Here is a 23,716-nt window from a genome sequence, read left to right on the forward strand (position 1 = left end):
CGCATCAGCCACCTGCCACAACTCCAATCGGGATCCGCACCCGGACCCGGAATCCTCCCACGGGCCGCGGGCCGATCTCGCTCTCGCCGCCGAGCAGCGCCACCCGCTCGCGGATCCCGACGTGGCCGAGCCGGCTGCCGACCGGTGCGTGCTTCGGCCGGCCGTCGTCCAGCACCTCCAGCTCCACCGCGTCACCGAGGTAACGCAGCGTGAGATGGGCGCTGCGGGCGGTCGAGTGCTTGCGGACGTTCGACAGCGCCTCCTGCGCGATCCGGTACACCGACACCGAGACCGTCTTGGGCAGCTCGACCGGCGCCCCGATCTGGTGGAACCCGACCTCCAGGCCGAGCCCGTTCGCCTCCGCGATCAGCGCCGGCAGCCGGTCCGCGCCCGCCTGCGGCGCCTTCGGGTCCGGCGTACTCACGTCGAGGTCCGGGTCGGCCGCGCGGAGCATGCCGAGCAGCTGGCGCATCTCGTTGACCGCGCTGCGGCTGGACTCCTCGATCACGTTCAGCGCGTTCTTGGCCGCGCCTGGGTCGGTGTCCATCACCCGGCGGGCGCCGCCGGCCTGGATGCCGATGCTGCTGATGTGGTGCGCGACCACGTCGTGCAGTTCGCGGGAGATCCGCAGCCGTTCGTCGATCACCGCGCGCCGGGAGTTCGCCTCCTGCTGCGCGGCGAGCTCGGTCGCCTGCTGTTCCAGTTCGTACCGCTGCCGCGCGGTGGCCCACGCCGTACGGCCCCAGAAGTAGGCGCCGAAGAAGTACAGGGCGTTCAGCGCGACGGTGATGATCACGTTCGAGACGTACGGCGAGAACAGCCCGTGGTTGGGGCCTTCGATCGCGTTCGCCTGCAGGGCCTTGACGAAGTTGATCGTCAGCCAGCTGAACATCCCGATGAAGACCAGCGCGACCGCGGCCTTCATCACCCGGCGGTCCCGCGACCAGGCCACCGCCGCATAGATCGACATGAACAGCGCCGACTGGGTGACGAGATTGCCCGAGAACGCGAAGATCGACCGCTCACCGATCACCACGAACAGCACCGCGACCGTGAGCATCACCGGGACCGGCCAGCGCCGCCGGAAGCACAGCGGCAGCGCGATCGCCGCGCTCAGTACGTACGGCTCGACGCCGCCGATGCCCAGGCTGACGTGCTGCGGGGCCCCGCCGCGGGCGAGCTCGGTCCCGAACACCCCGGCGACGGCCATCCCGAGACCGAGCAGTACGTCGTACCGCTGCTCGCGCGCCGTCGGCGCCGGCCGGGTCCAGCCGCGAACGCCGCTGCCGGACGCGGGTGGCGCCTGCGGTTCGGCATCCGAACGCAGCTCAACGGTGGACATAGCTCATCAGCCTACGGGTGGAACGCTGCTGAACGGTGGCGCGTACCCTTGGACGCGTGACGATCGCCCCAGAAGGACGGAAACTGCTCAGGCTCGAGGTGCGCAACGCGGAGACCCCGATCGAGCGCAAACCCGAGTGGATCAAGACCCGCGCCAAGATGGGCCCGGAGTACCAGGCGCTGCAGAAGCTCGTGAAGTCCGAGCAGCTGCACACGGTGTGCCAGGAAGCCGGCTGCCCGAACATCTTCGAGTGCTGGGAGGACCGCGAGGCGACCTTCCTGATCGGCGGTGACCAGTGCACCCGGCGCTGTGACTTCTGCCAGATCGACACCGGCAAGCCCGAGGCGCTGGACCGCGACGAGCCGCGCCGGGTCGCCGAGTCCGTGCGGACCATGGGCCTGCGGTACGCGACCGTGACCGGCGTCGCTCGCGACGACCTGGACGACGGCGGCGCCTGGCTGTACGCCGAGACCATCCGGCAGATCCACGAGCTGAACCCGGGCACCGGTGTCGAGATGCTCGCGCCGGACTTCAACGCCGTACCCGAGCAGCTCGCCGAGGTGTTCTCGTCGCGGCCCGAGGTGTTCGCGCACAACGTCGAGACGGTGCCGCGGATCTTCCGCCGGATCCGCCCCGGCTTCCGCTACGAGCGCTCGCTGGACGTCATCACCCAGGCCCGCGACTACGGCCTGGTCACCAAGTCGAACCTGATCCTCGGCATGGGCGAGACCCGCGACGAGGTCAGCCAGGCACTGAAGGACCTGCACGCGGCCGGGTGCGAGATCATCACGATCACGCAGTACCTGCGCCCCTCGGTGCGGCACCACCCGGTCGAGCGCTGGGTACGGCCGGAGGAGTTCGTCGAGCTCGACGCCGAGGCGCAGGAGATCGGATTCGCCGGTGTCATGTCCGGTCCGCTGGTACGGTCCTCGTACCGCGCCGGTCGGCTGTACCGTCAGGCGGTCGAGTCACGGATGAACGCCGCTCAGGCATAAAACAGGACAGGGTAGAGATGGCCAAGAACGACGCCCCCGAGGAAAAGACCAGCAGGCTGAAGCAGATCCTGCAGGCCTACCAGATGACCAGGAAGTCCGACCCGAAGGTCGGACTGGTGCTCGCCGGGATCTTCCTCGGCATCCTCGCGGTGTTCGTCGTGCTCGCGCTGGTGGTCGGGCCGCTGCTGGTCTGGCTGCCGCTAGGCGTGGCGCTCGCGTTCCTGGCCACCACGATCATCTTCGGCCGCAAGGTCGAGAAGGCGGCGTACAGCCAGATCGAGGGCCAGACCGGTGCGGCCGCGTCCGCGCTGCAGACGCTCCGCCGCGGCTGGAACGTCACGCCCGCGGTCGCGGTCACGAAGAACTCCGACATCGTGCACCGGGTGGTCGGCCGGCCGGGCATCGTCCTGGTCGGCGAGGGCCAGGCCAGCCGGGTGAAGAACCTGCTGGCCGCCGAGGCGAAGAAGCACAACCGGGTGGCGGGCGGGGCCCCGGTGACGCAGATCATCGCCGGCAAGGGCGAGGGCGAGATCGACATCCGCAAGCTCACCAAGCACGTGATGAAGCTGCCGGCGGTCATGCAGCCGTCCGAGATCACCGACCTGCTGCAGCGGCTGAAGGCGCTGGACGCGGTCCGTCCGCAGGTGCCGATGCCCAAGGGTCCGGTGCCGACGAGCCTGAAGGGCGCCCGCCAGGCCATGCGCGGCCGGTGACCAAACTGTAACCAAGAGGCATGTTGGGCAGTTGAACTGTTCAGACATGCGCCGTGGGGAGGCTGGTTGCCCTTAGAGTGCGACCAGGACGGGATTACAGGGGAACAGAAGACATGACGGACCTCATGCCGGCGGTCCATCAGCCGGAGACCGAGACGTGGCCGACGCTGGCCCGCCCGCGTTCCAATCCGGTCCGCCGGTACGGTGCGGCGACCGCGATCCGGCTGATCGCCAAGGACCTGCCCGCCACGATCCACCTGGACAGCAACCGGTCGTACGGGCTGGGTGGCCCGGCGATGCGCGTGCACCGTACGGCGGCGTTCCTCGACCGGCTCGGGCAGGACGCCGGGTCCGGGTTCGGCGAGGCGTACCTGGCCGGCGACTGGGATCCGGAGCCCGGCACCGACCTGGCCGACCTGCTGGTGCCGTTCGCGGAGCGGTTCAGCAACGAGGAGACCCGGCACCTGCTGCCGAAGTGGGCGCAGTCGCTGCGCTGGCTGGTCACCCGGTCCCAGCCCGGCGAGCAGGAGAACGACCGGGCCGGCGCCCGGGAGAACATCAGCCGGCACTACGACCTCAGCAACGCGATGTTCTCGGAGTTCCTCGACCCCACGCTGACCTACTCCGCGGCGTACTTCGGTGCCGACGCGGGCCTCGATCTGGCGTCCGCGTCGTACGACGAACTCACCGCCGCGCAGCTGCGGAAGCTGGACTCGATCCTGGACGCGGCCGGGGTGCAGTCCGGGTCGCGGGTGCTCGACATCGGCTGCGGCTGGGCCAGCCTGGCGATCCGGGCCGCGCAGCGCGGCGCCTGGGTGACCGCCATCACGATCGCCTCCCAGCAGGCGCTGCTCGCGCAGCGGCGGATCGCGGAGGCCGGCGTCGGCGACCGGGTGCAGGTCGCGCTGCGTGACTACCGCGACCAGATCGGCGAGTTCGACGCGGTGCTGAGCGTGGAGATGATCGAGGCGGTCGGCGAGAAGTACTGGCCGGTGTACTTCGACGCGATCGAGCGGCGGCTGGCGCCCGGCGGGGTCGGCGTCGTGCAGGCGATCGTGATGCCGCACGAGCGGATGCTCGCCACCCGGAACACGTTCACCTGGGTGCAGAAGTACATCTTCCCGGGCGGGCTGATCCCGTCGATCAAGGTGATCGAGGAGGTCACCGCGCAGCACACCGGGTTGCGCGCGGAGGTGGTCCGGCACCTGGGCGCGGACTACGCGCGGACGCTGCGGATCTGGCGGAACCGGTTCATCGAGCACTGGCCGGCGATCGGCGCGCTCGGGTTCGACGACACGTTCCGGCGGATGTGGGAGTTCTACCTCGCGTACTCCGAGGCGGGCTTCCGCACCGGGTACCTCGACGACGTACAGCTGCTGCTGACCAGGCGTTAACGCCGTACGACGATCGTCTTCGCGGCGAGGTCGTGGAGGCCGCGGCGCTCGCGGTCGAAGACCACCGCGGGAATGATCAGGCAGATCAGCACGGACCGGATGATGCCGGCGAGCAGGCCGGGTGGACCGTCGTACGTCGTGCTGTCGCGGACCGGGGCGACCCGCAGGCCGCAGAGCCGGTGGCCGATCGTGCTGCCGGCCAGGCCGACGAGGATCGCGGACATCGCGAAGAACGCCGTGGTGTGCATCAGGCTGTAGTTGTTGCCGCCCGCCCACATCGGCCGGCCGGTCAGCGCGGACGCGATCAGCCCGGCCAGCAGCCAGTCGACCAGCAGCGCCAGCAGCCGCCGTCCCCAGGTCCCGACCGAGCCGGACCCCTCCTCGGGCAGCCCCAGCCGGTTGCCCGGGTAACGGAATTCTTCGGTGGGTCCGGTTGCGGGCGAAGCGGATGATGCCATGATGTCTAGCCTACGGACATGTTCTGATGGTGCCCCGTGCGGGCCGCGATATCTCAGGGCGTAACCGCCGTACACCAGTGGGTCAGCGCGGACACGCTGGGCGTAACATCCGCGAAACATCAGGGTCACGACGGAGAAACCGGCAGGCCCTACGTTCAGATGAATCTCTGAGCCACCCTAGGAGTACGTATGTTTTCCAGCGCGGAGGAGCTGCTCGCCTACGTCAAGGACGAGGGCGTCGAGATCGTCGACATCCGGTTCTGCGACCTTCCCGGCATCATGCAGCACTTCACCGTCCCGGTGTCGTCGTTCGGTCCCGAGGTCTTCGAGGAGGGCCTGGCCTTCGACGGTTCGTCGGTGCGCGGGTTCCAGCAGATCCACGAGTCGGACATGAAGCTGCTGCCGGACCCCACCAGCGCGTTCATCGACGAGTTCCGCAGCGCCAAGACGCTGGTGGTGAACTTCTTCGTGCACGACCCGCTGACCGGTGAGGCCTACAGCCGGGACCCGCGCAACATCGCCCGGAAGGCTCAGGAGTACCTGAAGTCGACCGGCATCGCGGACACCGCGTTCTTCGCGCCGGAGGCCGAGTTCTACGTCTTCGACGACGTCCGGTTCGAGACCAAGGCGAACGGCGCGCACTACTCGATCGACTCGGTCGCGGGCGCCTGGAACACCGGCCGGGTCGAGGACGGCGGCAACCGCGGCTACAAGGTCCGGTACAAGGGTGGCTACTTCCCGGTCGCGCCGACCGACCACTTCGGCGAGCTGCGCGACGACATCACGCTGGCGCTCGAGCGGTCCGGCCTGATCGTCGAGCGCGCGCACCACGAGGTCGGTACGGCGGGCCAGGCCGAGATCAACTTCCGCTTCGACGAGCTGCTCAAGGCCGCCGACGACGTGATGAAGTTCAAGTACATCGTCAAGAACAAGGCGTGGCAGGCCGGCAAGACCGCGACCTTCATGCCGAAGCCGATCTTCGGCGACAACGGCTCGGGCATGCACTGCCACCAGTCGCTGTGGAGCAACGGCGACCCGCTGTTCTACGACGAGTCCGGGTACGGCGGCCTGTCCGACGTCGCCCGCTGGTACATCGGCGGCCTGCTCAAGCACGCCCCGTCGCTGCTGGCGTTCACCAACCCGACCGTGAACTCGTACCACCGGCTGGTGCCGGGCTTCGAGGCGCCCGTCAACCTGGTGTACTCGTCCCGGAACCGCTCGGCCTGCATCCGGATCCCGATCACCGGCTCGAACCCGAAGGCCAAGCGCATCGAGTTCCGCTGCCCGGACCCGTCGGCGAACCCGTACCTGGCCTTCTCGGCCCAGCTGCTGGCCGGCCTGGACGGCATCCGCAACAAGATCGAGCCGGCCGACCCGGTCGACAAGGACCTGTACGAGCTGCCGCCGGAGGAGCACGCGGGCATCGCCCAGGTGCCGACCTCGCTGCCGGCCGTGATCGACTCGCTCGAGGCCGACCACGAGTTCCTGCTCGAGGGCGACGTGTTCACGTCCGACCTGATCGAGACCTGGATCGACCTCAAGCGCGACACCGAGATCGCCCCGATCCAGCTCCGCCCGCACCCGCACGAGTTCGAGCTGTACTACGACGTGTGATCGGCTGTAGGCCGCTGACCTGCGGGAACGTCATCACGACTCCCCTGCGTTCCGTGGCTGTTCCGTGAGGCTCCCGACCCGTGCCGCCAGCACTGCACCAACGGCGGCACGGGTCGACTCGTCTGCGTCCGGCCACAGGTGGCTGTAGGTGTCGAGTGTCGTCTTCGCACTCGCGTGCCGCATCCGGGCCTGCACCACCTTCACGTCGGCGCCCGACGCGATCAGCAGCGACGCCAGGTAGTGCCGGAGGTCGTGGAACACGAACTCCTGAGGCAGGCCGGGCACGAGGCAGCCCCGGCAGTCCTTCGCGTGGTCCGGGGGCAGCGGCTTGATGTGCCGCTTGCGTACCGATCGGATCGCCCGGTCGATCGACCAGGGCGACGCCTGACCGCCTGCTCCGTCCGTGACCAGCCACTCACTCCCCCAGCGAGCGACCGCGGCCGACAGCTCGAGCGTGAGCTCGGACGGCATCGGCACCGGCGTCTTGGATGCGTCGGTCTTCAACGGCTGCGCCGGCCACTGCACAGCCGGGGTGAACACGCCGCGCATGAAGTCCGTGTCCTCGATGCGGGCTCCGCACGCCTCAGCGGTCCGCAGACCGACGAACGCGCCCAGCAGGATCGCGGGCCTCAGGTGCTCCGGGAACGCGTCGTACAGCGCCCAGACCTGCTCGGTGGTCGCGCAGTAGGGCTTCTGCCTGCCTGCTCCAGGCGACGTACGACGGCTGCAAGGATTGCGGGGCAGGATGCCGTCGTGCACAGCGTCGCTCATGATCTGGGACAGCCGAGCGTGCAGCGCGTACACGTAGCTCTGCTCGTACCCGTCGCTCTTCAGTTGCGCACACCAACTACGGGCGGCAGATGGCCGCACGCCGTTCAGCGGTAGCTCACCGAACGCTTTCGAGATCAATGCAACGTGCGTCTTGGCCTGTCGAACTGTCGAGTCGCGCCGGGTCGCATACCCCTTGAGCCATGTCGTGCACCACTGGTCGACCGTGGTCTTGGCGTCCGCTGGGCTGACGTATGTCCCGCGGCTGACGTCGGTCTCCTGGGTAGGCCAGTACCTATCCGCGTCGACCTTCTTGTCGAACGCCTTCGTGCGCTCGCGCCCATCGGCCTCGTGCCACACCGCTAGCCATCGCTTGCCCTTGCCATCTCGCGACGTCGGAACCTTGACCTTGTTGCCCTCGGCGTCGGTCTTCGTCGTGTGCCATAGGTCCTTCGTGAAGCCCATGACGACTATCCCGTCTCGCCGGGGCGCGTCGGAGCCAGATAGCCGGCCTTCCGCGCCAGGTAGACCCACCGCTGCACCGTGCGCACCATGTACCCGGTCTGCTCGGCGAGCGCCTTATTGGGGCGCTCTCCCCGCGCAACAGCGGCTTGGTATGCGACCGCAACGTCTTGGAGGAACTCTGGGGTCAGTCCATCGGCGGGCGGCTTGAGCGTCACAACCTTGTCGCGGAACCATTTCGCGCTCCCGCCGTATGCCTGGTCCATCTCAGCGGATACGTCACGGTCCGGCCATTTGGCCGTCTCGGCCGCCATCATGGCCTGCACCTCGGGGCGCGTCGTCAGGGCGGCTGATCGCATCCGGAGCAGTGGCAGCGTTCGCAGTTGCTTCGGTGTGATCTCGTGGCCGCGTCCATTGAGGTAGATCTCGGTCACCTTGCCGTCGACCACTCTGACGTTGACCTCACCGGGGAACTCGGCGGTATCGAAGCGATGCCAACCGCCGGTCCCGAGCATGTGTCTCATGAGAGTAGGTTTACATCACATTTCGCGTAGGTGTCAACACCTACACCGTTAGTTCACGGTGTTAGCGTCAGAGCAGGTTGATAAAACCTACTCTGACAAGGGAGGCGAAACCGCCATGAACGACCGCCGATACGTCACTACCGCTGAGGTCGCGGAACTCTGCCGCACCTCGCCGGAAACCGTCCGCTACTGGCGGCACATCGGCAAGGGACCGCACAGCTTCAAGCTCGGCCGCAAGGTTCTTTACCTTGAAACCGACGTGAAGGCATGGCTTGATGAGGCCCACGCGGCAACGCGGGTGGGTGGAGACGCCGCGTGAACGAGAGAGGCCGCCCGCAGGCGGCCCCTAGGAGCGACGGCGAAGAAGCTCGAAACCAAGGTACCCGACTGCGCGCCCAGTCCATGTACGTCGTGGATGCCGAGAACATGCGACGGCGAGTGCTGCAAGACGCCCTGGCCGAGGGACTTGCCGCAACCTTCGAGCGTCGTGCCCAGCTGTTCGAGTGGGCCCGCCCTCGGCCCAATGACTTCATCGGTCGATCAGGCCAAGCCGAGATCGCTGCACGTGATGCACGCCTGAAGGCCGATGCTGACCGTTGTCGACGGCACGCAGAACTACTGCTGACAGCCCGGGCCGGCGCGTACGCCGATGACGTGCGCCAGGTACTCGCGGAGGCGTCATGAGCCGCGCGATTGTGTGGGTACTCCGAAACGAGGAAGCCAGACTCGCCCTGGTCACGGGAAAAGGCCATGACGCACTGGTCCACGAGATCGCACCACAGGCCAAGTGGTCACGCGCCGGCCGCGGCTGGGTGATCAACCTGCAGCAGGCGGCGGACCTGTGCTGTCTGTGCGAGATCGAGGGCGCGATCTACCGCGAGCGGAGGCCGAAGTCATGACAGACAACATCATCGAGCTCGTGGCCAACGCAGGCACCTGCGCGGTCATCGGCTGCAACAGGCCACAGACGGACGGACTGTGCACGGCACACCGTGCCGAATGGGAAGCCGGCGTCCTGAGAACCGACAGGTTCGACTCCACCACCGATGTCCTGGGGGTGAACTGGTGACGTGGGCGAAGTACGGCGTCGAGTTCTTCGACCAGTGTGCGGACTTCGGATTGTCGGATGCCGCCGTCCGCACCCACACCGAGGCACTGCACTACCTGTACCGGCTCGAGGTCATGGAGATGCGGATAGCCAAGCACCTCGTACGGCGGTTCGCCGGATCCGCCGATTGGGAGCAGGCAGCGAAGGATCTCATTGCTCACGGCTTCTGGCGTGATGAGGGTGACGCGTACGTGGTCGAGCACCACGGCGACGTCTTCCGCTCATCGCTGGCGACACAGCTCAAGCACCGCGATACCGAACGCGAGAGGCAGCGCCGGAAGCGTGCCAAGGATGAGCGTGACGTTGCTGTCAACAACCATCCCAACGTTGGACCCAACGTACGACCAACGCAGACAGACATACATACAGACCTACAGACCTACAGACGCCATCAATAGGAGACGTAGGGATGTGCGGCGGATGCGGCACTCCGATTGATCCCGGCGCTTGGTACGCCAGCACCGGTCTGCATCCCGGCTGCCGTTCTCGGGAGGCGTCATGACCGAACAGCAACAGGCATGGCGCAAGGCACTGGCCGATGCAGCGGCACAACGTCGCCGGCGTGGTGGCCGACGCCGCCGCGGCCAGTACGACAAGGCGTCCGGCGTACGGGTGCCAGCACCGAAGGACGAGGAGCAGGGGCAATGACGGCAATCAGCAACCAAATCAAACGCCTGATTGATCACTATTTTTTATGTCAGGGCCTATCCACCCGAGCTCCGGATAGCGATCTCTCTCCGACGTTTTTTCCTGTCACGTTGCACGCGGGGAGGTCGTGATGGCGACCTGTACGGCGTGTGGCAGGCCGTTCTCGGCGCCTCGGCGGCTGAACGGCGGCAGGCCGCGGACGAAGTGCGACAAGTGTCGGAGCAACCAGGACCGGATCGACGGCAAGAGGTGGCGCGCGATCCGTGCGCAGGTGCTGCGTGAGGAGCCGTTGTGCATGGTGCCGGGTTGCGTGCGTCCATCGACCGAGGTCGACCACATCGTGCCGTTGCAGGCCGGCGGCAGTCCGTACGAGCGCAGCAACCTGCGCGGCACCTGCAAGTCGCACAACGCGAGCAAGGGCGCCCGGATGCCTGTGGGTCCGGTCCTGTCCGGCCCGCAACCGTGTACCTGTCCGCCGGACTGCGAGTGCTGGGTGAGGAAGCCTGGCGGTCCCGGCCATACGCGCCATTGGTGCTTGTGAACACCGAGCAGGCGGCACGGCGTCTGGGCGCGACTGGCGTGATGTTGCGGCACTTCGCGGACCAGCTGGCAGCGGAGAAGCACCCGCTGGCGGTCCAGTTGCGGCAGATGGCGAACACGCTCATGGATGAGCCGGTCGGCGGTTGCGCGGCATGCGGTGAGGCACTGCCGCCACGTGGGCATCCTGGGCGGCCGAGGTCGTATTGCCTTGGTTGCCGTCCACAACGGCGTAAAACTCTGCGAAATGTCAGGCTCATTTCATGACGACGAAGCAGCAGCACGCACCGCTCGTTCCGTTGAGCGAGTTCGGGTATGACCGTCTCGGACCTGCCGAAGTGCAGGCTCTCCGGGATCTGTACGGCGTCGAGGTGGAGTTCGACTACCTGGGTCGTGCGGCGCTGCCGCTGGACCAGGCGTACGAGTTCGGGAGGCAGCTCCGCGCGGCCGAGGCTGAGGCGCGGGCCGCCGAGTCCCGCCGTCTCCAGGAGCACGCCAAGGCGGTTGCGGCGTTGCAGGAAGCCGTCAATCAGGCTTTCGCCGAGGCGCATGACAGCTTCGTACGCGAGCATCGCGGTCAGCCGCAGTGGGGCGGCGGTGCGGAGTTGGGCGGCGCCGCCGTAAACGAGGGCTTACGGGTCGCACGCGAGGTCTGGCAGGCCGCATCGCCGGCCGTCGCGGACGAGGTCCCGAGCGTCGCGTTCACGCGAGGCGACTCGACGGACTGGATCAGCCTGTCAACTCGCATCGATCTGTCGACGATCGCGACCTACGTGCAGCGCGCTGCGCGGAAGTACTGAGGAGCAGAAATGGCCATTGAGCGAATCCCCGTCCCCACGCCACCGTCCGGCCCTGTACGTCCGAGGCCGACCGGTCCGAGGATCGGCGGCGGTGCGTCCAGTCCGAAGCCGGTTCCGCCGCGCACTGGAGGTCCGAAGTGAAGTACGACGTTGTTGGGAGTCCGTGGGGTGACGGCTCGATCTACCAGGTCCCGATCGACGATGCCGGGAACGCGGCCGGTCCCGGCGAGCAGGTTCGGTGCAGCGGTCGAGTGGAGACCGCGGACCGTCGTGACGCTGCGGACTTCCCGCTCGCGTGGGGAACGCCTCCGGCCGGCCAGTTCACCGAAGCGCGCGCCCGCTGGGTCGCCGAGCACGCCGCTGAGAGCGTCCGCGAGCAGTGGGTCCGCGGTGGCAGCGCACAGGCGGCGCTGGCCATGGTCAAGGCGCTGGACGCCTGATGCTTGCCGCCCGCGTCAACGCCAACCCTGCTGTTTCGACGCGCAAGCCGTCGGTCATAGGGCAGCCGGGATCGAAGGCGGCCCAGACAGCCCTACTCCATTGGGCCGGCCGACCTGCGCGGGCGGCAATTCTTCCCGGAGGAACCCGTGGTTGATTCGTCTCTGGCTTTCACGATCACAGCTCGCGATCTCGGCGCGTCCGCCGTTTTCGACAAGGTGGCACGCTCCGCCGACAAGACGAGCGGGTCCCTGTCCAAGACCGTCAAGATCAGCGCCGAGGCGCAGAAGGCCAGCGAGGCGCTCACGAAGGCACAGGACAAGCAGAGTGACGTCCTGGGCAGGGTCGCTGTGGCGGAGAAGCGCCTCCAGGAGGTGCGCGCCAATTCGAACTCGAAGGCCTCGCAGATCGTTGCCGCGGAGAACAACCTGGCCAAGGCACGGCGGGACGCTGCACGTGCCGGTACGGATGCTGAGAAGGCTGCGAAGTCTCTCGGTAGCACCCTGGAGACCGAAGGCAAGCAGGCGGGTAAGAGCCTGGGTAAGTCGGTGCTTCAGTGGTTCACCGGCGACGGCGGGAACGTCTTCAAGCAGGCCGGTGAGAACGCCGGGAACGGCTTCATCGGTGGAGCTGCCGGGGTACTAAAGACGCCTGTTCTCGGGCCTGCCCTGGCCGTTGGTCTGGGTGCTGCGGTGGTGGCGGTACTTCCCGAGGTCGGCGCCATGGCGGCCTCGGGCTTGGTGGCCGGGTTCGGTGCTGGCATTGGCGCTCTCGGACTGAAGTTTGCCGCCGAGTCTGAGGTCGTGAAGAGGACCTGGTCCACGACCCTGCATGACATGGGTGCCGAGATGCGGACCCTGTCGCAACCGTTCGAGTCGACCCTGATCTCACTGGCCGCGACAGCGAAGAAGACCTTTGCGACGTTTGCCCCGGAGCTCGGGCTGGCGTTCAAGACTCTCGACCCGGCATTCACCCAGTTCGGCAACGACGTCGGCAGGGCGTTCGAGCGCCTCGCGCCTGCGATGCAGCCCCTCAGTTCCGCGACCGCCGCCGTGCTGAGGTCGCTCGGTGGCGCGTTGCCGGACATCGTGGGCAAGCTGTCTTCCCGACTGATCGACCTGTCGAACTCGGTCGAGAAGAATCCGCAAGGGCTCAAGGATCTCGCGGAAGGGATCGGCGGTCTCGCCGACAGCGCGATCAAGACGATCACGGTCCTGAACGACCTCAACGGAATGCTGAAGAAGCTCCCCGGCGGATTCAGTACCTTCACCGGTCTCGCGGAAAAGCTCAACCCGGTGAAGGCCGGTTTCGATGCCCTGTTCACCGCGATCTCGAAGGTTGACGGCCTGCTCGGTGGGTCGGCTGTCGACAGTCAGAAGCTCGCCGGCGTGCTGAACCAGTCGGGAGCGGCGGCTGTCGCTTACGCCCGCGCCCACGGCGCTGCTGCGCCCGCGATCACCGGCGTTGCCAATGCGACGGTCCTCGCCAACCGCCAGGCCCGCGCGCTCACCGCCCAGTTCACACGGCAGACGGCCGCCACCAACGCGCTGATCACGGCGTTGTTCCGCCTGCAGGGCGTCAACCTGGGACTGTCGAACGACCAGATCGCAGTGGCGCAGGCGACCGCCGACGCCACGGCCTCGCTCAAGGCGAACGGCAAGGGACTCGATCTGAACACTGCCGCCGGCCGCGCGAACCAGTCCGCACTGAACACTCTTGCGAGCGCGACGAACACACTCACGGCCGACATGATCAAGAACGGCAAGGGCACCGACGCGGCGGGCCTGGCCGCGGAGAGGTCCAGGGCGAACTTCGTGAAGATCGCCCACCAGATGGGGTTGACGATCCCGCAGGCCGAAGCCATGGCGAAGTCCATGATCGGCATCCCGAACGTCAGCCGTACCGCGCGGCTGAACGCGAACATCCAGGATCTCCAGGCGAAGCTGTCGACCGCGAAGACACAGCTTGCGGATAAGAACCTGACCGCGACCAAGCGCGCCAAGCTCGAGGCGGAGATCAAGCAGTTGCAGCAGGGGATCGCCGCCGCCAAGGCCGCCCTCGCCTCGGTGCCGTCGTCGAAGACGGTCACGATCACCACCAACTTCTACCGGAACATGGTGGAGACCCACACGGTCGGCGGCATCCCGGCCGGGATCAAGGCGCCCGGCCGCGCCTCAGGTGGGCCGGTGAAGGCCGGTCAGCCGTATCTCATCGGCGAAAAGGGTCCCGAGATCCTGATCACCGAACACAACGGGTTCGTCGTACCCAACCGCGGGTTCCGCCAGCTCCGCGGCGAGTTGAGCCGCGGATTCTCCAGTGCCGGCAAGGCCGGTACCGGCGCCGACATTGCCCAGGAGACCGCGCTCGTTCAGACGATGATCGGGAACCTGACCGGCGGCGACAAGAAGCTGTCCAACGCGCTCGCCGCCGGTAGCAAGAAGCTGATAGCGCTGGCGAACCTGCGAGTCCAGGCGGCCGGACAGCTGAAGGCGGCGCAGGACAAGCTCACCGCTGCCGTCCAGGTCCGCAACGACTTCAAGAAGTCCATCACGGACGCGGCTCTCAGCTTCAACTCGATCGTCAACACGCAGGCCGACAGCTCCGGGAGCATCACTGCCTCGGCGATCATCGGCCAGATGTCGGACACCCTGCGGAAGACGCAGAACTTCGTCACGAACCTCGCCAGCCTCAAGGCCAAGGGACTGAACTCCACCGTCTACCAGCAGCTCGCGGAAGCCGGCGCTGGTCAGGGCGGGGATCTCGCTGCGGCGCTTCTGGGTGGTGGCCAGTCCGCTATAAACGCCGTCAACTCTCTTCAGGGCCAGATCAACAAGGTTTCCGGCACCCTGGGTACGTCGACCTCCGGCACGCTCTACCAGGCCGGTGTGGACGCCGCACAGGGCCTTGTGAACGGCTTGCTGGCGAAGACGAAGGCCTTGGACGCGGCGAGCGCCAAACTCGTGGCGCAGATCGTTGCCCGCATCAAGAAGGATTTGGGCATCCACTCGCCGTCGAAGGTGCTCGCCTGGCACGGCTCGATGGCCACCGAGGGGTTCGCCAGCGGCATGGTCAGCAGCCTGCCGAGTGTCGCCGGCGCCGCATCCCAGCTGGCTAACATGGCGCTCCCGACCACCGGCGTACGGCAGGGCGTGCCCGCCGGGCCGCGGCCCGGCGGAGACACCTACATCACGATTAACGTGACCGGCGCGCTCGATGCAAGGGACGCGGGCGACAAGATCATCAAGGTGCTACGCCGCGAAATCCGGATCCGCGGCGGCAACAGCGTACAGAAGGTGCTAGGCACCTGATACACGAGAAACGGCCTCCTGGAAGCTCCAGGAGGCCGTTCCGGTTGTTCGGTACCTATTTGAGCGCCAAGCCCAGCAGCAGGCCTACACAGAACGCCAGGCCTACGGTGACGATGAACTCGGTCAGGTTCATGCTGATGCGGACCATCTCGGCGATCATCGCGCGCCGCCTGGGTGTGCGGCGTCCAGCTGATCGACGAGCTGTTCGAGCCGGTGCAACTCGACGTTGGACGCCAGCCAGGACGAGATGAAGCCGATGAAGAACATCGGGTCGGCGTCTCCGTGGTGTTCGAGATCGGCGCGCAGCTGCTCGCGCAGCTCCTCGGCGGTCATCGCTCGGCCGCCAATGCCTGCGCGAGGCGCTTGATCAGCTGCTCCAGTACGGCGGTCTCCAGCTCGATCGCCTCCGCCAGTTCGGCGGCGGTCGCGCCCTCGCGCGGCATCGTGTCGCGTACGGCGTTCTCCATCCCGAGGTCGTAGCCATGCGCGTAGTCCTCGGGCGCCTGGCAGAACGCGTCACCCGTGTCCAGGCCGCACAGCCGGCGGCCTTCCGGGATCGGCGTACCGCAGGCGTCACACTTGTGGGCGAACTCCTCGGTGCTCTGTACCGTCTCACTCATGGTTCGGAACTCATCCTTCCGGATCTAGGCCCTGGCCGACGGTTGAGTCGTCGTGCTGGGGCCGCTCAGTTAAGGGCTGAGGTAGTCCGGTTGGACGGAGGTCCGCGGCTCCGTTGTTCCGTCGTTGTTCTGTCAGAGGGCCGTCTGAGACCAATGACAGCCATCACTACCCAACGGAGAATGTCCAGGTCAAAGCCGCATTGCCGTTGATAACCAACGGCAGCCAACGCCACGGCAGCAGTTCGAGCTGTACTACGACGTGTGAGTCGCATCTGATCCGCTGACGACGGCGGCCGGCCTTTCGGGGCCGGCCGCCGTTCTCAGTTCTTCCACAGGTGGCGGGCGGAGCGTACCGTCGAGGCGTGGCGTCGAGATCGCTCCCGCAACGCGTGGTCCGCGCGATCGGCGAAAGCTCGCTGGTCGAGCGGTTGGCGCACGCCCAGGAGGTTGTGTACGGGCCGTTGATCGAGCGGGTCCGGCAGAGCTTTCTGCACAGCGACGTACTCGGTCATTCGTTGCACCCGTCGCTGACCGACGTGACCACCGGGTGCTGGCTCGGCGCGTCCGTGCTCGACGTTGCGGGCGGGTCCCAGTCGCGGCGCGGGGCGACGCTGCTCGCCGGTTGCGGCGTACTGGCAGCTGTCCCGACCGCGCTCGCCGGCGCCGCCGACCTGTCGGAGCTGTCCGGCGAGGAACGCCGGATCGGCGCCGTCCACTCGCTCGGCGCCGACGCGGCGATCTTCCTGTTCACCGGTTCCCTCGTCGCCCGCCTCCGCGGCAACCACGCCCGCGGCACTCAGCTCGCCCTGGCCGGAAACGTGGTCATGTCCGCCGCCGGCTTCCTCGGCGGCCACCTAGCCCTGCACCGTGGCACCGCTCGCCGCGACTAACTCAGCTCGTCGAGTTCCGCGAGAGCGTCGGCGTCGAGGTGGACGTCGGCTGTGCGGATGTTGTCTTCGAGGTGGGGGATGGTGCGGGTGCCGGGGATGAGGGCGGTGTGGTTGTCGTGGGCAAGGATCCAGGCGAGGCAGATCGCTGCGGGGGTGGTGTGCAGTCGGGTGGCCAGGTGTTGTACGACGGGGTGCTCGGTCGGGGACGGGATCTGGGCGAAGGCTGAGCCGAGGGGGAAGTACGGGATCCACGCGATGCCGTTCGCGGCGCAGATCTCCAGCTGGTCCTCGGAGGAGCGGTCGAGCAGGCTGTAGGCGTTCTGGACGCAGACGATCCCGGCGGGCAGGGCCTGGGTGAGTTGGTCGGTGCTGACGTTGCTGAGGCCGATCGCGCCGATCAGGCCTTCGTTGCGGAGGGCAATCAGTTCGGCGAGCTGGTCGTCGAGTGGGACCACCTGGTCGCCGTCCGCGATCAGGCCCGGGCCCTGGTCGGCGCAGCGGAGGTTGACCACCGGGATCCGTTCGAGGCCGAGTGAGCTGAGGTCGAGGTGGACCTGCTCGCGCAGCTCGTGCGGCTGCTGGGCGAGCGCCAGCGGCACCGGTGCGTCGACCCGGCGCGCGCCGACCTTGCTCACGACGACGAGGTCGTCCGGGTACGGGTGGAGGGCCGCGCGGATGTGCTGGTTGACGGTCGTGTGCCCGTAGAACGAGGCCGTGTCGAGGTGGTTGACGCCGAGCTCGACGGCACGACGCAGTACGGCGGCGGCCGCGGGCGTCTCCAGGTGCTCGAGCTGCATCGCGCCGTACCCGATCCTGGCAATCTCGTGCTCGCCGAGCTTGACGGTGCCGCCCGGTCGTTCGGATGTCATCAGCTGCTGTCCTCAGGTAGAGTCGACGGAAACGGAGAATTCTCCGATTTCTCGACGATAACACCAACTGGAGGTTTCTCCACTTATGCGGGCGGATGCGGCGCGGAAGCGCGAACAGGTGGTGGCAGCCGCCGGTGACGAGCTCGCCGACCTGGCTGTGGCCGCGCGCAACGGCGAGCCGATCCGCCTGTCGCTCGACAAGGTGGCGGCCCGGGCGCGGGTCGGCGTGGCCACGCTCTACCGGCACTTCCCGACCCGCGAGGCACTTCTCGAAGCGGTCTACCACCAGGAGCTCACGCGGCTGTGCGACGCGGCACCCGAGCTGGCTGCGTCCGCGCCTGCCGACGAGGCGCTGCTCGCCTGGATGTACCGCTACCTCGACTTCGTCGACTCCAAACGGGCGATGGGCCTGGACCTGCGGGCCATGGTTGCCTCCGGCGCGATCACCCAGGCCAACACGCGCGCCCGGCTCACCACGGCCGTCGCACCGTTCCTCGAGGCGGGCGTGGCGGCCGGCGTCTTCCGTTCCGACGTACCGCCCGATGATGTGGTGGCGGCCATGGCCGGCGCCGTCTTCGCCGCCGACCCGACCCAGCAACGTGACCAGAGCCAACGCCTGCTCGCCCTGCTGATCGACGGCCTGCGCGCCTAGGCAGCAGGGCGTCCCGGGACTACCGTCAGGAACGTGCTCGAGCATTACGCGGTCGTGGACGGCGCGGAGCTCGACCGGTTCCGGGCGACGGTGGCCAGCTTCCTGACGCCGCACCGGTTGTCGCCGGCCGGGCGGTCCGTGGAGCGGATCGAGGGATCCGTCGCGGTGGCGCGCCTGGGGCCGTTGTCGCTGGTGTACGGCGAGCATCGCGGGGCCGAGCTCGATGTGGAACTGACCGAGCAGGTCGACTACTACGACGTGAACCTGTCGTGGCAAGGGCACAACCGGATCACCTGCGGGGACGAGGAGGTGGTCGTGGACGGCCGGACCGCCGCGATCATCTCGCCGCGGATGCGGGCCACGATGCGGCTGAGCGACTCGTACCACCAGTTGCACGTGCGGATCGAGCGGCACGCGTTCGAGCGGCACCTCGAGCAGCTGCTCGGCCGGCCGGTCCTCGCCCCGATCCGCTTCGGGCAGGCGATGGACCTCCGCAACCCCGCGGCCGCCACCTGGGCGAGTTCGGTACGGCTGCTCGTCGACGATCTCTCGGCGCTCGACGGGCTGGCCGCGCAGTCGACGAACGAGTCGCCGTGGAGCTCGTTCCTGATGACGGGCCTGTTGCTCAGCCAGCCGCACAACTACACCGATCAGCTCACCCAGCAGCACAGCGCTCCGCGGCCCGGTGGTCTCCGGCGGGCGCTCGATCTGATCGAGCAGCATCCCGAGGACGACCTCTCGGTCGAGCGCCTCGCGCTCGCCGCCGGCATCGGTCCCAGGTCGTTGCAGCGGCAGTTCCACGAGTACGTCGGCGTGGCGCCGCGGCAGTACGTACTCCAGGTCCGGCTGGCCCGCGCACACGAGGACCTGGTCGCCGCGAGGCCCGGTACGACCACGGTGGCGGACGTCGCGTTCCGCTGGGGATTCAGCCACGTCCCACGGTTCGCCGCAGCGTACCGGCAGCGGTACGGCGAACTCCCGTCGGCCACCCTCAACGCCGGCTGAGATCCCAGTCGCGGCGCGGATCACGTCGTCGCGAAGCGGATCGCCCGCGTGGTCCGGCGTACCTAGCGTCGTCCCATCACCGATGGGGAGGCCATCATGAACTACGACTACGACGTCGCGATCGTCGGGTACGGACCGACCGGCCTGGTCCTGGCCGCCACGCTCGGGAAGGCCGGCCACAGGGTGGTCGTCTTCGAGCGCTGGCCCGGGCTGTACGGCCTGCCCCGGCTGACCCACATCGACGGCGAGACCGCGCGGATCATCCAGGGCGCCGGGGACCTCGAGCACGCCCTGCGCGACGCGTACCCGGTCCCGAACTACCGCTATCTCAACGGTTCCGGCGAGCTCCTGGTCGAGCTCGACTGGCACGGTACGTCGGCCGGGCACCCCGCGCACATCTCGATGTTCCAGCCCGACATCGAGGACGCGATCGACCGGCACGTCCGGAGCAGCGGCGTCGAGGTGAACCAGGGCTGGGCGGTGGTCTCGGTCCGCCAGGACGACGACAGCGTGCGGGTGACGGCGCGGCCGTGGTCGAAGGACCGGACCGGCCAGTGGTCGCATGCCGGCGAGGAACGGACGGTGCGCGTGCGGTACCTGGTCGGGGCGGACGGCGCGGGCAGCTTCGTCCGGGCGACGTCGGGGATCGGGCGGAGCGACAACGGCGTCGACGACCGGTGGCTCAACATCGACACCGAACAGCTGCGGGAGCTGCCCGAGCGGTTCCGGACCGTGACCCAGTTCTGCGATCCGGCGCGTGGCCACATGTTCATGCCGATCGGGCGCAGCCGGCAGCGGTTCGAGGTCGCCGTCCTCGCGGGTGAGGACCAGGCCGCGTTCGAGGCGGACGAGTACGCCTGGAAGTGGCTGAACGAGACCCACGGCCTCGGGCCGGACGACGTGAAGATCCTCCGCCAGGTCGTGTACACGTTCCAGGGCCGGATCGCCGAACGCTGGCGCGACGGACGGGTATTCCTCGCCGGCGACGCGGCCCACACCACCCCGCCGTACATGGGTCAGGGCGCCTGCTCCGGGATGCGTGACGGCGTCACCCTCGGCTGGAAGCTCGATCTCGTACTGCGGGGTCTCGCGGGCGACGCGCTGCTCGACACGTACGAGACCGAACGGCGTCCGCACGCGACCGCGATCACCGAGATCTCGACGGCCTTGGGCAAGGTCGCCAACACCCACGACCCGGTCGAGGCGGCCGCGCGGGACGAGGCGTTCCGGACCGGCAACGTGCCGCCGCCACCGCCGTTCCCGACGATCGGAGCCGGGGTCGTCACCAGCGCTCCGCTTGCCGGGTCGCTGACACCACAAGGCGTGGTCTGCCATGACGGGGTCGCGGGTCTCTTCGACGACGTGATCGGGCGCGGCTTCACTCTGGTGAGTAGCCGGGACCTGTCGCTCGGCGCGGACCAGCTGGCCTTCCTGGCCGACCTCGGCGTGACGACGGCCGTCCTCGGTCCGGCGGAGGACATCGGCGGTACGTACGCGGCCTTCTGGGCGGACAACGGCGTCGAGGCGTTCATCGGCCGACCGGACTACCACCTGTTCTGGGCAGGCGCGATCGCGGATCTCCCGGCCGCCGTCGACGAGTTGCGGGAGCGACTGGCATGACTGTTGGGCTTGCACCGGCGGAGGTCCTGTGGCGGGCGATGGCGGTACCGCGCTTGCTCGACTGCGGGATGGTGCCGAGCGACGTGGCGGGCCTCCGGGCCGCGACCGACGAAGGTGTGCCGTGGGATGTCGCGTGTGCACAACTGGCCGAGGCGCAGTTCGAGCGAGCCGACGGCACCAGCGTCACCGCGGTCGAGGCACTCCGGGCGGGTGCGGCCGACTTGTTGTTCGCGCAGATGGCGCACAACTTCGACACCGCACGGAAGCGCGAGCTGTACGCCGCCTTCACCGCCGCGGTCGGGCGGGCCGGAGCATTGGCCGGCTGGGAACGGGTGCAGCTCCCGTTCGCCGGCGGCTACCTGGTCGGGTGGATCGTCCGGCCGGCTGCACCGCGTGGCACGGTGATCCTGTTCGGCGGCCAGAGCGGCTGGGGTGCGGCGTACCTGCGGCTCGCGGACGCGCTCGTCGCACGCGGCCTGACCGCGTTCCTGGTCGAGGGTCCCGGTCAGGGCGAGCCACGGCTGGCGAGCGGGCTCTACCTCGACGTCGATGTGCGGGCGGCGTACTCGACGTTCGTCGACCACGTACTGGCCCGGCCGGACCTGCCCGGTCCGGTCGGGCTCTGGGGCAACAGCATGGGCGGCCTGTACGCCGGTACGACGGCGGCGTCGGACCGGCGGGTGACGGCGGTGTGCATCAACGGCGCCCCGGCGCAGCCGCGGCTGCTCGGCATGCGCACGTTCGACGACCAGGCCGCCGCGATGCTCGGTACCACCGAGCCGGACGCGATCCAGCGGAACTTCGACCGGCTCGCGCTGCGACCGGGCGACCGGATCGAGTCGGCCCTCCTCGTCCTGCACGGCGGAGCCGACCCGATCGTCAGCCTCGCGGACCAGCAGCCGTTCCTCGACGCGGCCGACCCCGACCGGTCGACCCTGCGGATCTGGGTCGACGGCGAGCACGTCGTCACCAACCACGCCGAGGAACGGAATGCCTTCGTCACCGACTGGTTCTGCGAGCGGTTCCAGCGCTGAGCCTCACTTGTACGTCGCGGTCACGTGGTACACCCGGCCGCCCCACCCGTCGTTGGGGAACGAGTCGGCGATGCGGACGTAACCCGCCTTGCCGGCACCCAGGTACGGCGTGAGGTCGAAGGTGCGGTCGGCCTTGTTCTGGCCGTCGTGGTACTGGTTCGTCTCGGTGGCGACCGTGGTCCAGGTCTTCCCGTCGCCGCTGAGCTGGACCACGAACTCGTTGTCGATCGTCAGTACCACCGACGCCGACGACGCGTCGGCCGGGAACGGGAAGCGGTAGACGAAGTACGAGTTCCCGTCCGCGAACCGGTTCTGTACGCCGTTGCTCTGCGACCCGTCGGCGTCGTACAGCCACGGGGTCTCGGCCGCCGTACCGGTGTCGAAGTCGGCCTTGTGGGCGATCAGGATGTCGGACCGGGTGCTGTACGAGAGCAGCGGGCCGGAGGTCACCGTCGCGGTCACCGAGTGCGTGCCGTCCGCCGCGCCGGCGGGGATCGTCACGTCGAGCTGCACGGCGGAGTGCACGGGTACGGCGTTGCCGCGGGTCGTCAGGGTCACCGTCGAACGCGCCGGGGTGACCGTCCAGCCGGACGGCGCGGCCGCTTGGACGTTCGCAGTGATCCGCTCGCCGACCGGGCCGGTTGCCTGCACGTCGACCGTCACCTTCACGTGAGTACCGGCCGACGGCATCACGACCGGGAGCGCGGGATCAGTTGTCGCGGACAACGACCGGACCGGCGGCGTGGCCGGCACCGCGGCGAGCAGTGCGCTCAGGGCGCTGGCCTGGGTACGCCAGTCGAAGACGTTCGGGGTCTGCCCGGACCACCGCTCCCCCAGCCGGTCGGACGCGTCGCGGTCGTTGTCCCAGATCGTCGCGGCCTGCTGAGCGACGAAGTCGGCGTACCGGCTGTCGTGCGTGGTGTCGGCGAGATCCGTCCAGTACCGCATGAAGATGCCCTTGAACTGCTTGCCGTTGTCGTCGCACGTCCGGCCCGGCGCGTCGCAGTACTCGGTCAGTACGCCGTCGGTGACGAGCCCACCCGGGGCGATCGCGGCGTCGGCGAGCCGGCGCACCGCGGTCAGGAGCTTGGGGTCGTGGGTCGCGCGCCACAGTTCGAGGCCGGCGCCGATCGCGAGGCCCTGGTTGTAGGACCAGACCGTGTCGCCGTTGCTCTGGCAGTTGTCCTTCAGTCCGTCGTTCACCAGGCCGGCGGAGTTGATCATGCCGCTGTTCGTGAACCAGTTCCAGCCCTCCTGCGCGCGGCCGAGCCAGCGGGTGTCATGCGGCATCCGGTTGTGCAGCTCGGCGGTCAGGCGGATCCAGAGGCCGTTGGTGACGGCGTTCTTGTACGTGCGTTCGCCGTTCCACCAGACGCCGCCGCCGCAGGTGCTCGGGTCCCAGTAGCCCTCGACGTACTCCGCGATCTTGACGGCCATGTCGAGGTACTTCGGGTTCTTGGTCAGGTCGTACGCCTGCACCCAGGTGAGGCCCCACCATTCGGAGTCGTCGATCGCGCGGCTGGTGAAGTTGCCGAGCAGCTCGTCGCCGGACAGGTACCCGGCGGGGAAGGCGCCCTTGTCCTTCTCGAACGTGTTGTCCAGCTGCGGCAGGTAGCGGCGGTCGCCGGTGCGCTGCATGTAGTCGCCGATGGTCTGCAGTGCGACGGCCGAGTTCCACCAGCTCGACGGGAACCAGGCCTTGTTCGGTTCGTAGGAGCTCATCAGCTGGTCGGCGGCGACACGCGCCCTGGCGACCGCGGCCGGGCCGGAGGCGGCCTGACCGGGACTCGCGCCGGCCGGTGGCGACACCAGCCCGAGGGCGAGCGTCACCGCCCCGGCCAGCAGTAGACGGAAGGTACGGCGGTGGACGGGCATGGGCGGATCTCCTCGAGCTTGGAAACGTTTCACCGAGCGTCG

26 protein-coding genes are annotated in these 23,716 nt (G+C 68.3%); 18 read left to right on the forward strand and 8 right to left on the reverse strand.

Going from position 1 to position 23,716, the window contains the following annotated elements:
• Positions 1–4: 4 nt before the first annotated feature.
• Positions 5–1,342, reverse strand: coding sequence for a sensor histidine kinase (locus ACQHIV_RS15790; protein WP_427894986.1), 1,338 nt, complete (start codon positions 1,340–1,342; stop codon positions 5–7).
• Positions 1,343–1,398: 56 nt separating this feature from the next.
• Between ACQHIV_RS15790 and lipA the strand changes: the two genes are divergently transcribed.
• The 3 genes from lipA to ACQHIV_RS15805 all read left to right on the forward strand — a co-directional run bounded on the left by lipA (position 1,399) and on the right by ACQHIV_RS15805 (position 4,444).
• On the forward strand, positions 1,399–2,337 hold the full coding sequence (gene lipA, locus ACQHIV_RS15795; RefSeq protein ID WP_427894988.1) for a lipoyl synthase: 939 nt from the start codon (positions 1,399–1,401) through the stop codon (positions 2,335–2,337).
• 17 nt (positions 2,338–2,354) lie between these two features.
• Positions 2,355–3,050 (forward strand): DUF4191 domain-containing protein, encoded by a 696-nt coding sequence (locus ACQHIV_RS15800; protein WP_427894990.1) that lies wholly within the window; start codon positions 2,355–2,357, stop codon positions 3,048–3,050.
• Positions 3,051–3,163: 113 nt separating this feature from the next.
• On the forward strand, positions 3,164–4,444 hold the full coding sequence (locus ACQHIV_RS15805) for a class I SAM-dependent methyltransferase (protein WP_427894992.1): 1,281 nt from the start codon (positions 3,164–3,166) through the stop codon (positions 4,442–4,444).
• On the opposite strand, the gene ACQHIV_RS15810 is transcribed toward ACQHIV_RS15805, so the two are convergent.
• Positions 4,441–4,902: an RDD family protein gene (locus ACQHIV_RS15810; RefSeq protein ID WP_427894994.1), complete on the reverse strand. Its 462-nt coding sequence runs from the start codon at positions 4,900–4,902 to the stop codon at positions 4,441–4,443. The genes ACQHIV_RS15805 and ACQHIV_RS15810 overlap by 4 nt on opposite strands.
• Before the next feature lie 189 nt (positions 4,903–5,091).
• Here ACQHIV_RS15810 and glnA point away from each other — a divergent pair, with 189 nt between their 5' ends.
• Positions 5,092–6,516 carry a type I glutamate--ammonia ligase gene (gene glnA / locus ACQHIV_RS15815; protein ID WP_427894996.1) on the forward strand — a complete coding sequence of 475 codons (1,425 nt, stop codon included), beginning with the start codon at positions 5,092–5,094 and terminating at the stop codon, positions 6,514–6,516.
• A 33-nt stretch (positions 6,517–6,549) separates the two neighbouring features.
• On the opposite strand, the gene ACQHIV_RS15820 is transcribed toward glnA, so the two are convergent.
• Positions 6,550–7,749, reverse strand: a complete 1,200-nt coding sequence (locus ACQHIV_RS15820) for a site-specific integrase (RefSeq protein ID WP_427894998.1) — start codon at positions 7,747–7,749, stop codon at positions 6,550–6,552.
• Positions 7,750–7,754: 5 nt separating this feature from the next.
• Positions 7,755–8,270 (reverse strand): hypothetical protein, encoded by a 516-nt coding sequence (locus ACQHIV_RS15825; RefSeq protein WP_427895000.1) that lies wholly within the window; start codon positions 8,268–8,270, stop codon positions 7,755–7,757.
• A gap of 115 nt (positions 8,271–8,385) precedes the next feature.
• Between ACQHIV_RS15825 and ACQHIV_RS15830 the strand changes: the two genes are divergently transcribed.
• The 9 genes from ACQHIV_RS15830 to ACQHIV_RS15870 all read left to right on the forward strand — a co-directional run bounded on the left by ACQHIV_RS15830 (position 8,386) and on the right by ACQHIV_RS15870 (position 15,109).
• Positions 8,386–8,589: a helix-turn-helix transcriptional regulator gene (locus tag ACQHIV_RS15830; RefSeq protein WP_427895002.1), complete on the forward strand. Its 204-nt coding sequence runs from the start codon at positions 8,386–8,388 to the stop codon at positions 8,587–8,589.
• A 92-nt stretch (positions 8,590–8,681) separates the two neighbouring features.
• Positions 8,682–8,954 carry a hypothetical protein gene (locus tag ACQHIV_RS15835; RefSeq protein ID WP_427895004.1) on the forward strand — a complete coding sequence of 91 codons (273 nt, stop codon included), beginning with the start codon at positions 8,682–8,684 and terminating at the stop codon, positions 8,952–8,954.
• Positions 8,951–9,169 (forward strand): hypothetical protein, encoded by a 219-nt coding sequence (locus tag ACQHIV_RS15840; protein WP_427895006.1) that lies wholly within the window; start codon positions 8,951–8,953, stop codon positions 9,167–9,169. Before ACQHIV_RS15835 ends, ACQHIV_RS15840 begins: the two co-directional genes overlap by 4 nt.
• Complete coding sequence (locus ACQHIV_RS15845) at positions 9,166–9,339, forward strand: hypothetical protein (RefSeq protein ID WP_427895008.1); 174 nt, start codon at positions 9,166–9,168, stop codon at positions 9,337–9,339. The genes ACQHIV_RS15840 and ACQHIV_RS15845 overlap by 4 nt, the downstream gene beginning before the upstream one ends.
• A complete protein-coding gene (locus ACQHIV_RS15850; protein ID WP_427895010.1) occupies positions 9,336–9,776 on the forward strand; it encodes a hypothetical protein in 441 nt (146 codons plus the stop codon). The genes ACQHIV_RS15845 and ACQHIV_RS15850 overlap by 4 nt, the downstream gene beginning before the upstream one ends.
• A gap of 100 nt (positions 9,777–9,876) precedes the next feature.
• Positions 9,877–10,026 carry a hypothetical protein gene (locus tag ACQHIV_RS15855; RefSeq protein ID WP_427895012.1) on the forward strand — a complete coding sequence of 50 codons (150 nt, stop codon included), beginning with the start codon at positions 9,877–9,879 and terminating at the stop codon, positions 10,024–10,026.
• 800 nt (positions 10,027–10,826) lie between these two features.
• On the forward strand, positions 10,827–11,363 hold the full coding sequence (locus ACQHIV_RS15860) for a hypothetical protein (protein ID WP_427895014.1): 537 nt from the start codon (positions 10,827–10,829) through the stop codon (positions 11,361–11,363).
• A 137-nt stretch (positions 11,364–11,500) separates the two neighbouring features.
• A complete protein-coding gene (locus ACQHIV_RS15865; RefSeq protein WP_427895016.1) occupies positions 11,501–11,803 on the forward strand; it encodes a hypothetical protein in 303 nt (100 codons plus the stop codon).
• A 147-nt stretch (positions 11,804–11,950) separates the two neighbouring features.
• Positions 11,951–15,109 carry a hypothetical protein gene (locus ACQHIV_RS15870; RefSeq protein ID WP_427895018.1) on the forward strand — a complete coding sequence of 1,053 codons (3,159 nt, stop codon included), beginning with the start codon at positions 11,951–11,953 and terminating at the stop codon, positions 15,107–15,109.
• Positions 15,110–15,265: 156 nt separating this feature from the next.
• Here ACQHIV_RS15870 and ACQHIV_RS15875 read toward each other — a convergent pair whose 3' ends face one another.
• Both ACQHIV_RS15875 and ACQHIV_RS15880 read right to left on the reverse strand, forming a co-directional pair.
• Entirely contained in the window at positions 15,266–15,442 is a 177-nt protein-coding gene (locus ACQHIV_RS15875) for a hypothetical protein (protein WP_427895020.1), read from the reverse strand.
• Entirely contained in the window at positions 15,439–15,729 is a 291-nt protein-coding gene (locus ACQHIV_RS15880) for a hypothetical protein (RefSeq protein ID WP_427895022.1), read from the reverse strand. The genes ACQHIV_RS15875 and ACQHIV_RS15880 overlap by 4 nt, the downstream gene beginning before the upstream one ends.
• Positions 15,730–16,091: 362 nt before the next feature.
• Here ACQHIV_RS15880 and ACQHIV_RS15885 point away from each other — a divergent pair, with 362 nt between their 5' ends.
• On the forward strand, positions 16,092–16,619 hold the full coding sequence (locus ACQHIV_RS15885; protein WP_427895024.1) for a DUF2231 domain-containing protein: 528 nt from the start codon (positions 16,092–16,094) through the stop codon (positions 16,617–16,619).
• Here ACQHIV_RS15885 and ACQHIV_RS15890 read toward each other — a convergent pair.
• Positions 16,616–17,488 (reverse strand): aldo/keto reductase, encoded by an 873-nt coding sequence (locus ACQHIV_RS15890; protein ID WP_427895025.1) that lies wholly within the window; start codon positions 17,486–17,488, stop codon positions 16,616–16,618. The genes ACQHIV_RS15885 and ACQHIV_RS15890 overlap by 4 nt on opposite strands.
• An 85-nt stretch (positions 17,489–17,573) precedes the next feature.
• Here ACQHIV_RS15890 and ACQHIV_RS15895 point away from each other — a divergent pair, with 85 nt between their 5' ends.
• The 4 genes from ACQHIV_RS15895 (at position 17,574) to ACQHIV_RS15910 (ending at position 21,799) form a co-directional block, all read left to right on the forward strand.
• Positions 17,574–18,140: a TetR/AcrR family transcriptional regulator gene (locus tag ACQHIV_RS15895; RefSeq protein ID WP_427895027.1), complete on the forward strand. Its 567-nt coding sequence runs from the start codon at positions 17,574–17,576 to the stop codon at positions 18,138–18,140.
• Between the two features lie 33 nt (positions 18,141–18,173).
• Positions 18,174–19,145 (forward strand): AraC family transcriptional regulator, encoded by a 972-nt coding sequence (locus ACQHIV_RS15900; protein ID WP_427895029.1) that lies wholly within the window; start codon positions 18,174–18,176, stop codon positions 19,143–19,145.
• Positions 19,146–19,241: 96 nt separating this feature from the next.
• The gene (locus ACQHIV_RS15905; protein ID WP_427895031.1) at positions 19,242–20,765 is read left to right on the forward strand and encodes a bifunctional 3-(3-hydroxy-phenyl)propionate/3-hydroxycinnamic acid hydroxylase; all 1,524 of its coding nucleotides are present in this window, start codon (positions 19,242–19,244) and stop codon (positions 20,763–20,765) included.
• Positions 20,762–21,799 (forward strand): alpha/beta hydrolase family protein, encoded by a 1,038-nt coding sequence (locus tag ACQHIV_RS15910; RefSeq protein ID WP_427895032.1) that lies wholly within the window; start codon positions 20,762–20,764, stop codon positions 21,797–21,799. The genes ACQHIV_RS15905 and ACQHIV_RS15910 overlap by 4 nt, the downstream gene beginning before the upstream one ends.
• Before the next feature lie 3 nt (positions 21,800–21,802).
• Here the strand turns inward: ACQHIV_RS15910 and ACQHIV_RS15915 are convergent, their stop codons facing one another.
• The gene (locus ACQHIV_RS15915) at positions 21,803–23,674 is read right to left on the reverse strand and encodes a glycoside hydrolase family 76 protein (RefSeq protein ID WP_427895034.1); all 1,872 of its coding nucleotides are present in this window, start codon (positions 23,672–23,674) and stop codon (positions 21,803–21,805) included.
• Between the last annotated feature and the right edge of the window lie 42 nt (positions 23,675–23,716).

Source organism: Kribbella polygonati (genome assembly GCF_050320105.1).
GTDB lineage: Bacteria > Actinomycetota > Actinomycetes > Propionibacteriales > Kribbellaceae > Kribbella.

What these genes read in the sequence shown, in the direction of transcription:
- glnA (WP_427894996.1), top strand. Translation starts at nt 5,092, where the DNA reads ATGTTTTCCAGCGCGGAGGAGCTGCTCGCCTACGTCAAGGACGAGGGC.
- ACQHIV_RS15875 (WP_427895020.1), bottom strand. Translation starts at nt 15,442, where the DNA reads ATGACCGCCGAGGAGCTGCGCGAGCAGCTGCGCGCCGATCTCGAACAC.
- ACQHIV_RS15805 (WP_427894992.1), top strand. Translation starts at nt 3,164, where the DNA reads ATGACGGACCTCATGCCGGCGGTCCATCAGCCGGAGACCGAGACGTGG.
- ACQHIV_RS15810 (WP_427894994.1), bottom strand. Translation starts at nt 4,902, where the DNA reads ATGGCATCATCCGCTTCGCCCGCAACCGGACCCACCGAAGAATTCCGT.
- ACQHIV_RS15880 (WP_427895022.1), bottom strand. Translation starts at nt 15,729, where the DNA reads ATGAGTGAGACGGTACAGAGCACCGAGGAGTTCGCCCACAAGTGTGAC.
- ACQHIV_RS15860 (WP_427895014.1), top strand. Translation starts at nt 10,827, where the DNA reads ATGACGACGAAGCAGCAGCACGCACCGCTCGTTCCGTTGAGCGAGTTC.
- ACQHIV_RS15790 (WP_427894986.1), bottom strand. Translation starts at nt 1,342, where the DNA reads ATGTCCACCGTTGAGCTGCGTTCGGATGCCGAACCGCAGGCGCCACCC.
- ACQHIV_RS15890 (WP_427895025.1), bottom strand. Translation starts at nt 17,488, where the DNA reads ATGACATCCGAACGACCGGGCGGCACCGTCAAGCTCGGCGAGCACGAG.
- ACQHIV_RS15905 (WP_427895031.1), top strand. Translation starts at nt 19,242, where the DNA reads ATGAACTACGACTACGACGTCGCGATCGTCGGGTACGGACCGACCGGC.
- ACQHIV_RS15915 (WP_427895034.1), bottom strand. Translation starts at nt 23,674, where the DNA reads ATGCCCGTCCACCGCCGTACCTTCCGTCTACTGCTGGCCGGGGCGGTG.
- ACQHIV_RS15845 (WP_427895008.1), top strand. Translation starts at nt 9,166, where the DNA reads ATGACAGACAACATCATCGAGCTCGTGGCCAACGCAGGCACCTGCGCG.
- ACQHIV_RS15895 (WP_427895027.1), top strand. Translation starts at nt 17,574, where the DNA reads ATGCGGGCGGATGCGGCGCGGAAGCGCGAACAGGTGGTGGCAGCCGCC.
- ACQHIV_RS15910 (WP_427895032.1), top strand. Translation starts at nt 20,762, where the DNA reads ATGACTGTTGGGCTTGCACCGGCGGAGGTCCTGTGGCGGGCGATGGCG.
- ACQHIV_RS15825 (WP_427895000.1), bottom strand. Translation starts at nt 8,270, where the DNA reads ATGAGACACATGCTCGGGACCGGCGGTTGGCATCGCTTCGATACCGCC.
- ACQHIV_RS15840 (WP_427895006.1), top strand. Translation starts at nt 8,951, where the DNA reads ATGAGCCGCGCGATTGTGTGGGTACTCCGAAACGAGGAAGCCAGACTC.
- ACQHIV_RS15855 (WP_427895012.1), top strand. Translation starts at nt 9,877, where the DNA reads ATGACCGAACAGCAACAGGCATGGCGCAAGGCACTGGCCGATGCAGCG.
- ACQHIV_RS15800 (WP_427894990.1), top strand. Translation starts at nt 2,355, where the DNA reads ATGGCCAAGAACGACGCCCCCGAGGAAAAGACCAGCAGGCTGAAGCAG.
- ACQHIV_RS15820 (WP_427894998.1), bottom strand. Translation starts at nt 7,749, where the DNA reads ATGGGCTTCACGAAGGACCTATGGCACACGACGAAGACCGACGCCGAG.
- ACQHIV_RS15830 (WP_427895002.1), top strand. Translation starts at nt 8,386, where the DNA reads ATGAACGACCGCCGATACGTCACTACCGCTGAGGTCGCGGAACTCTGC.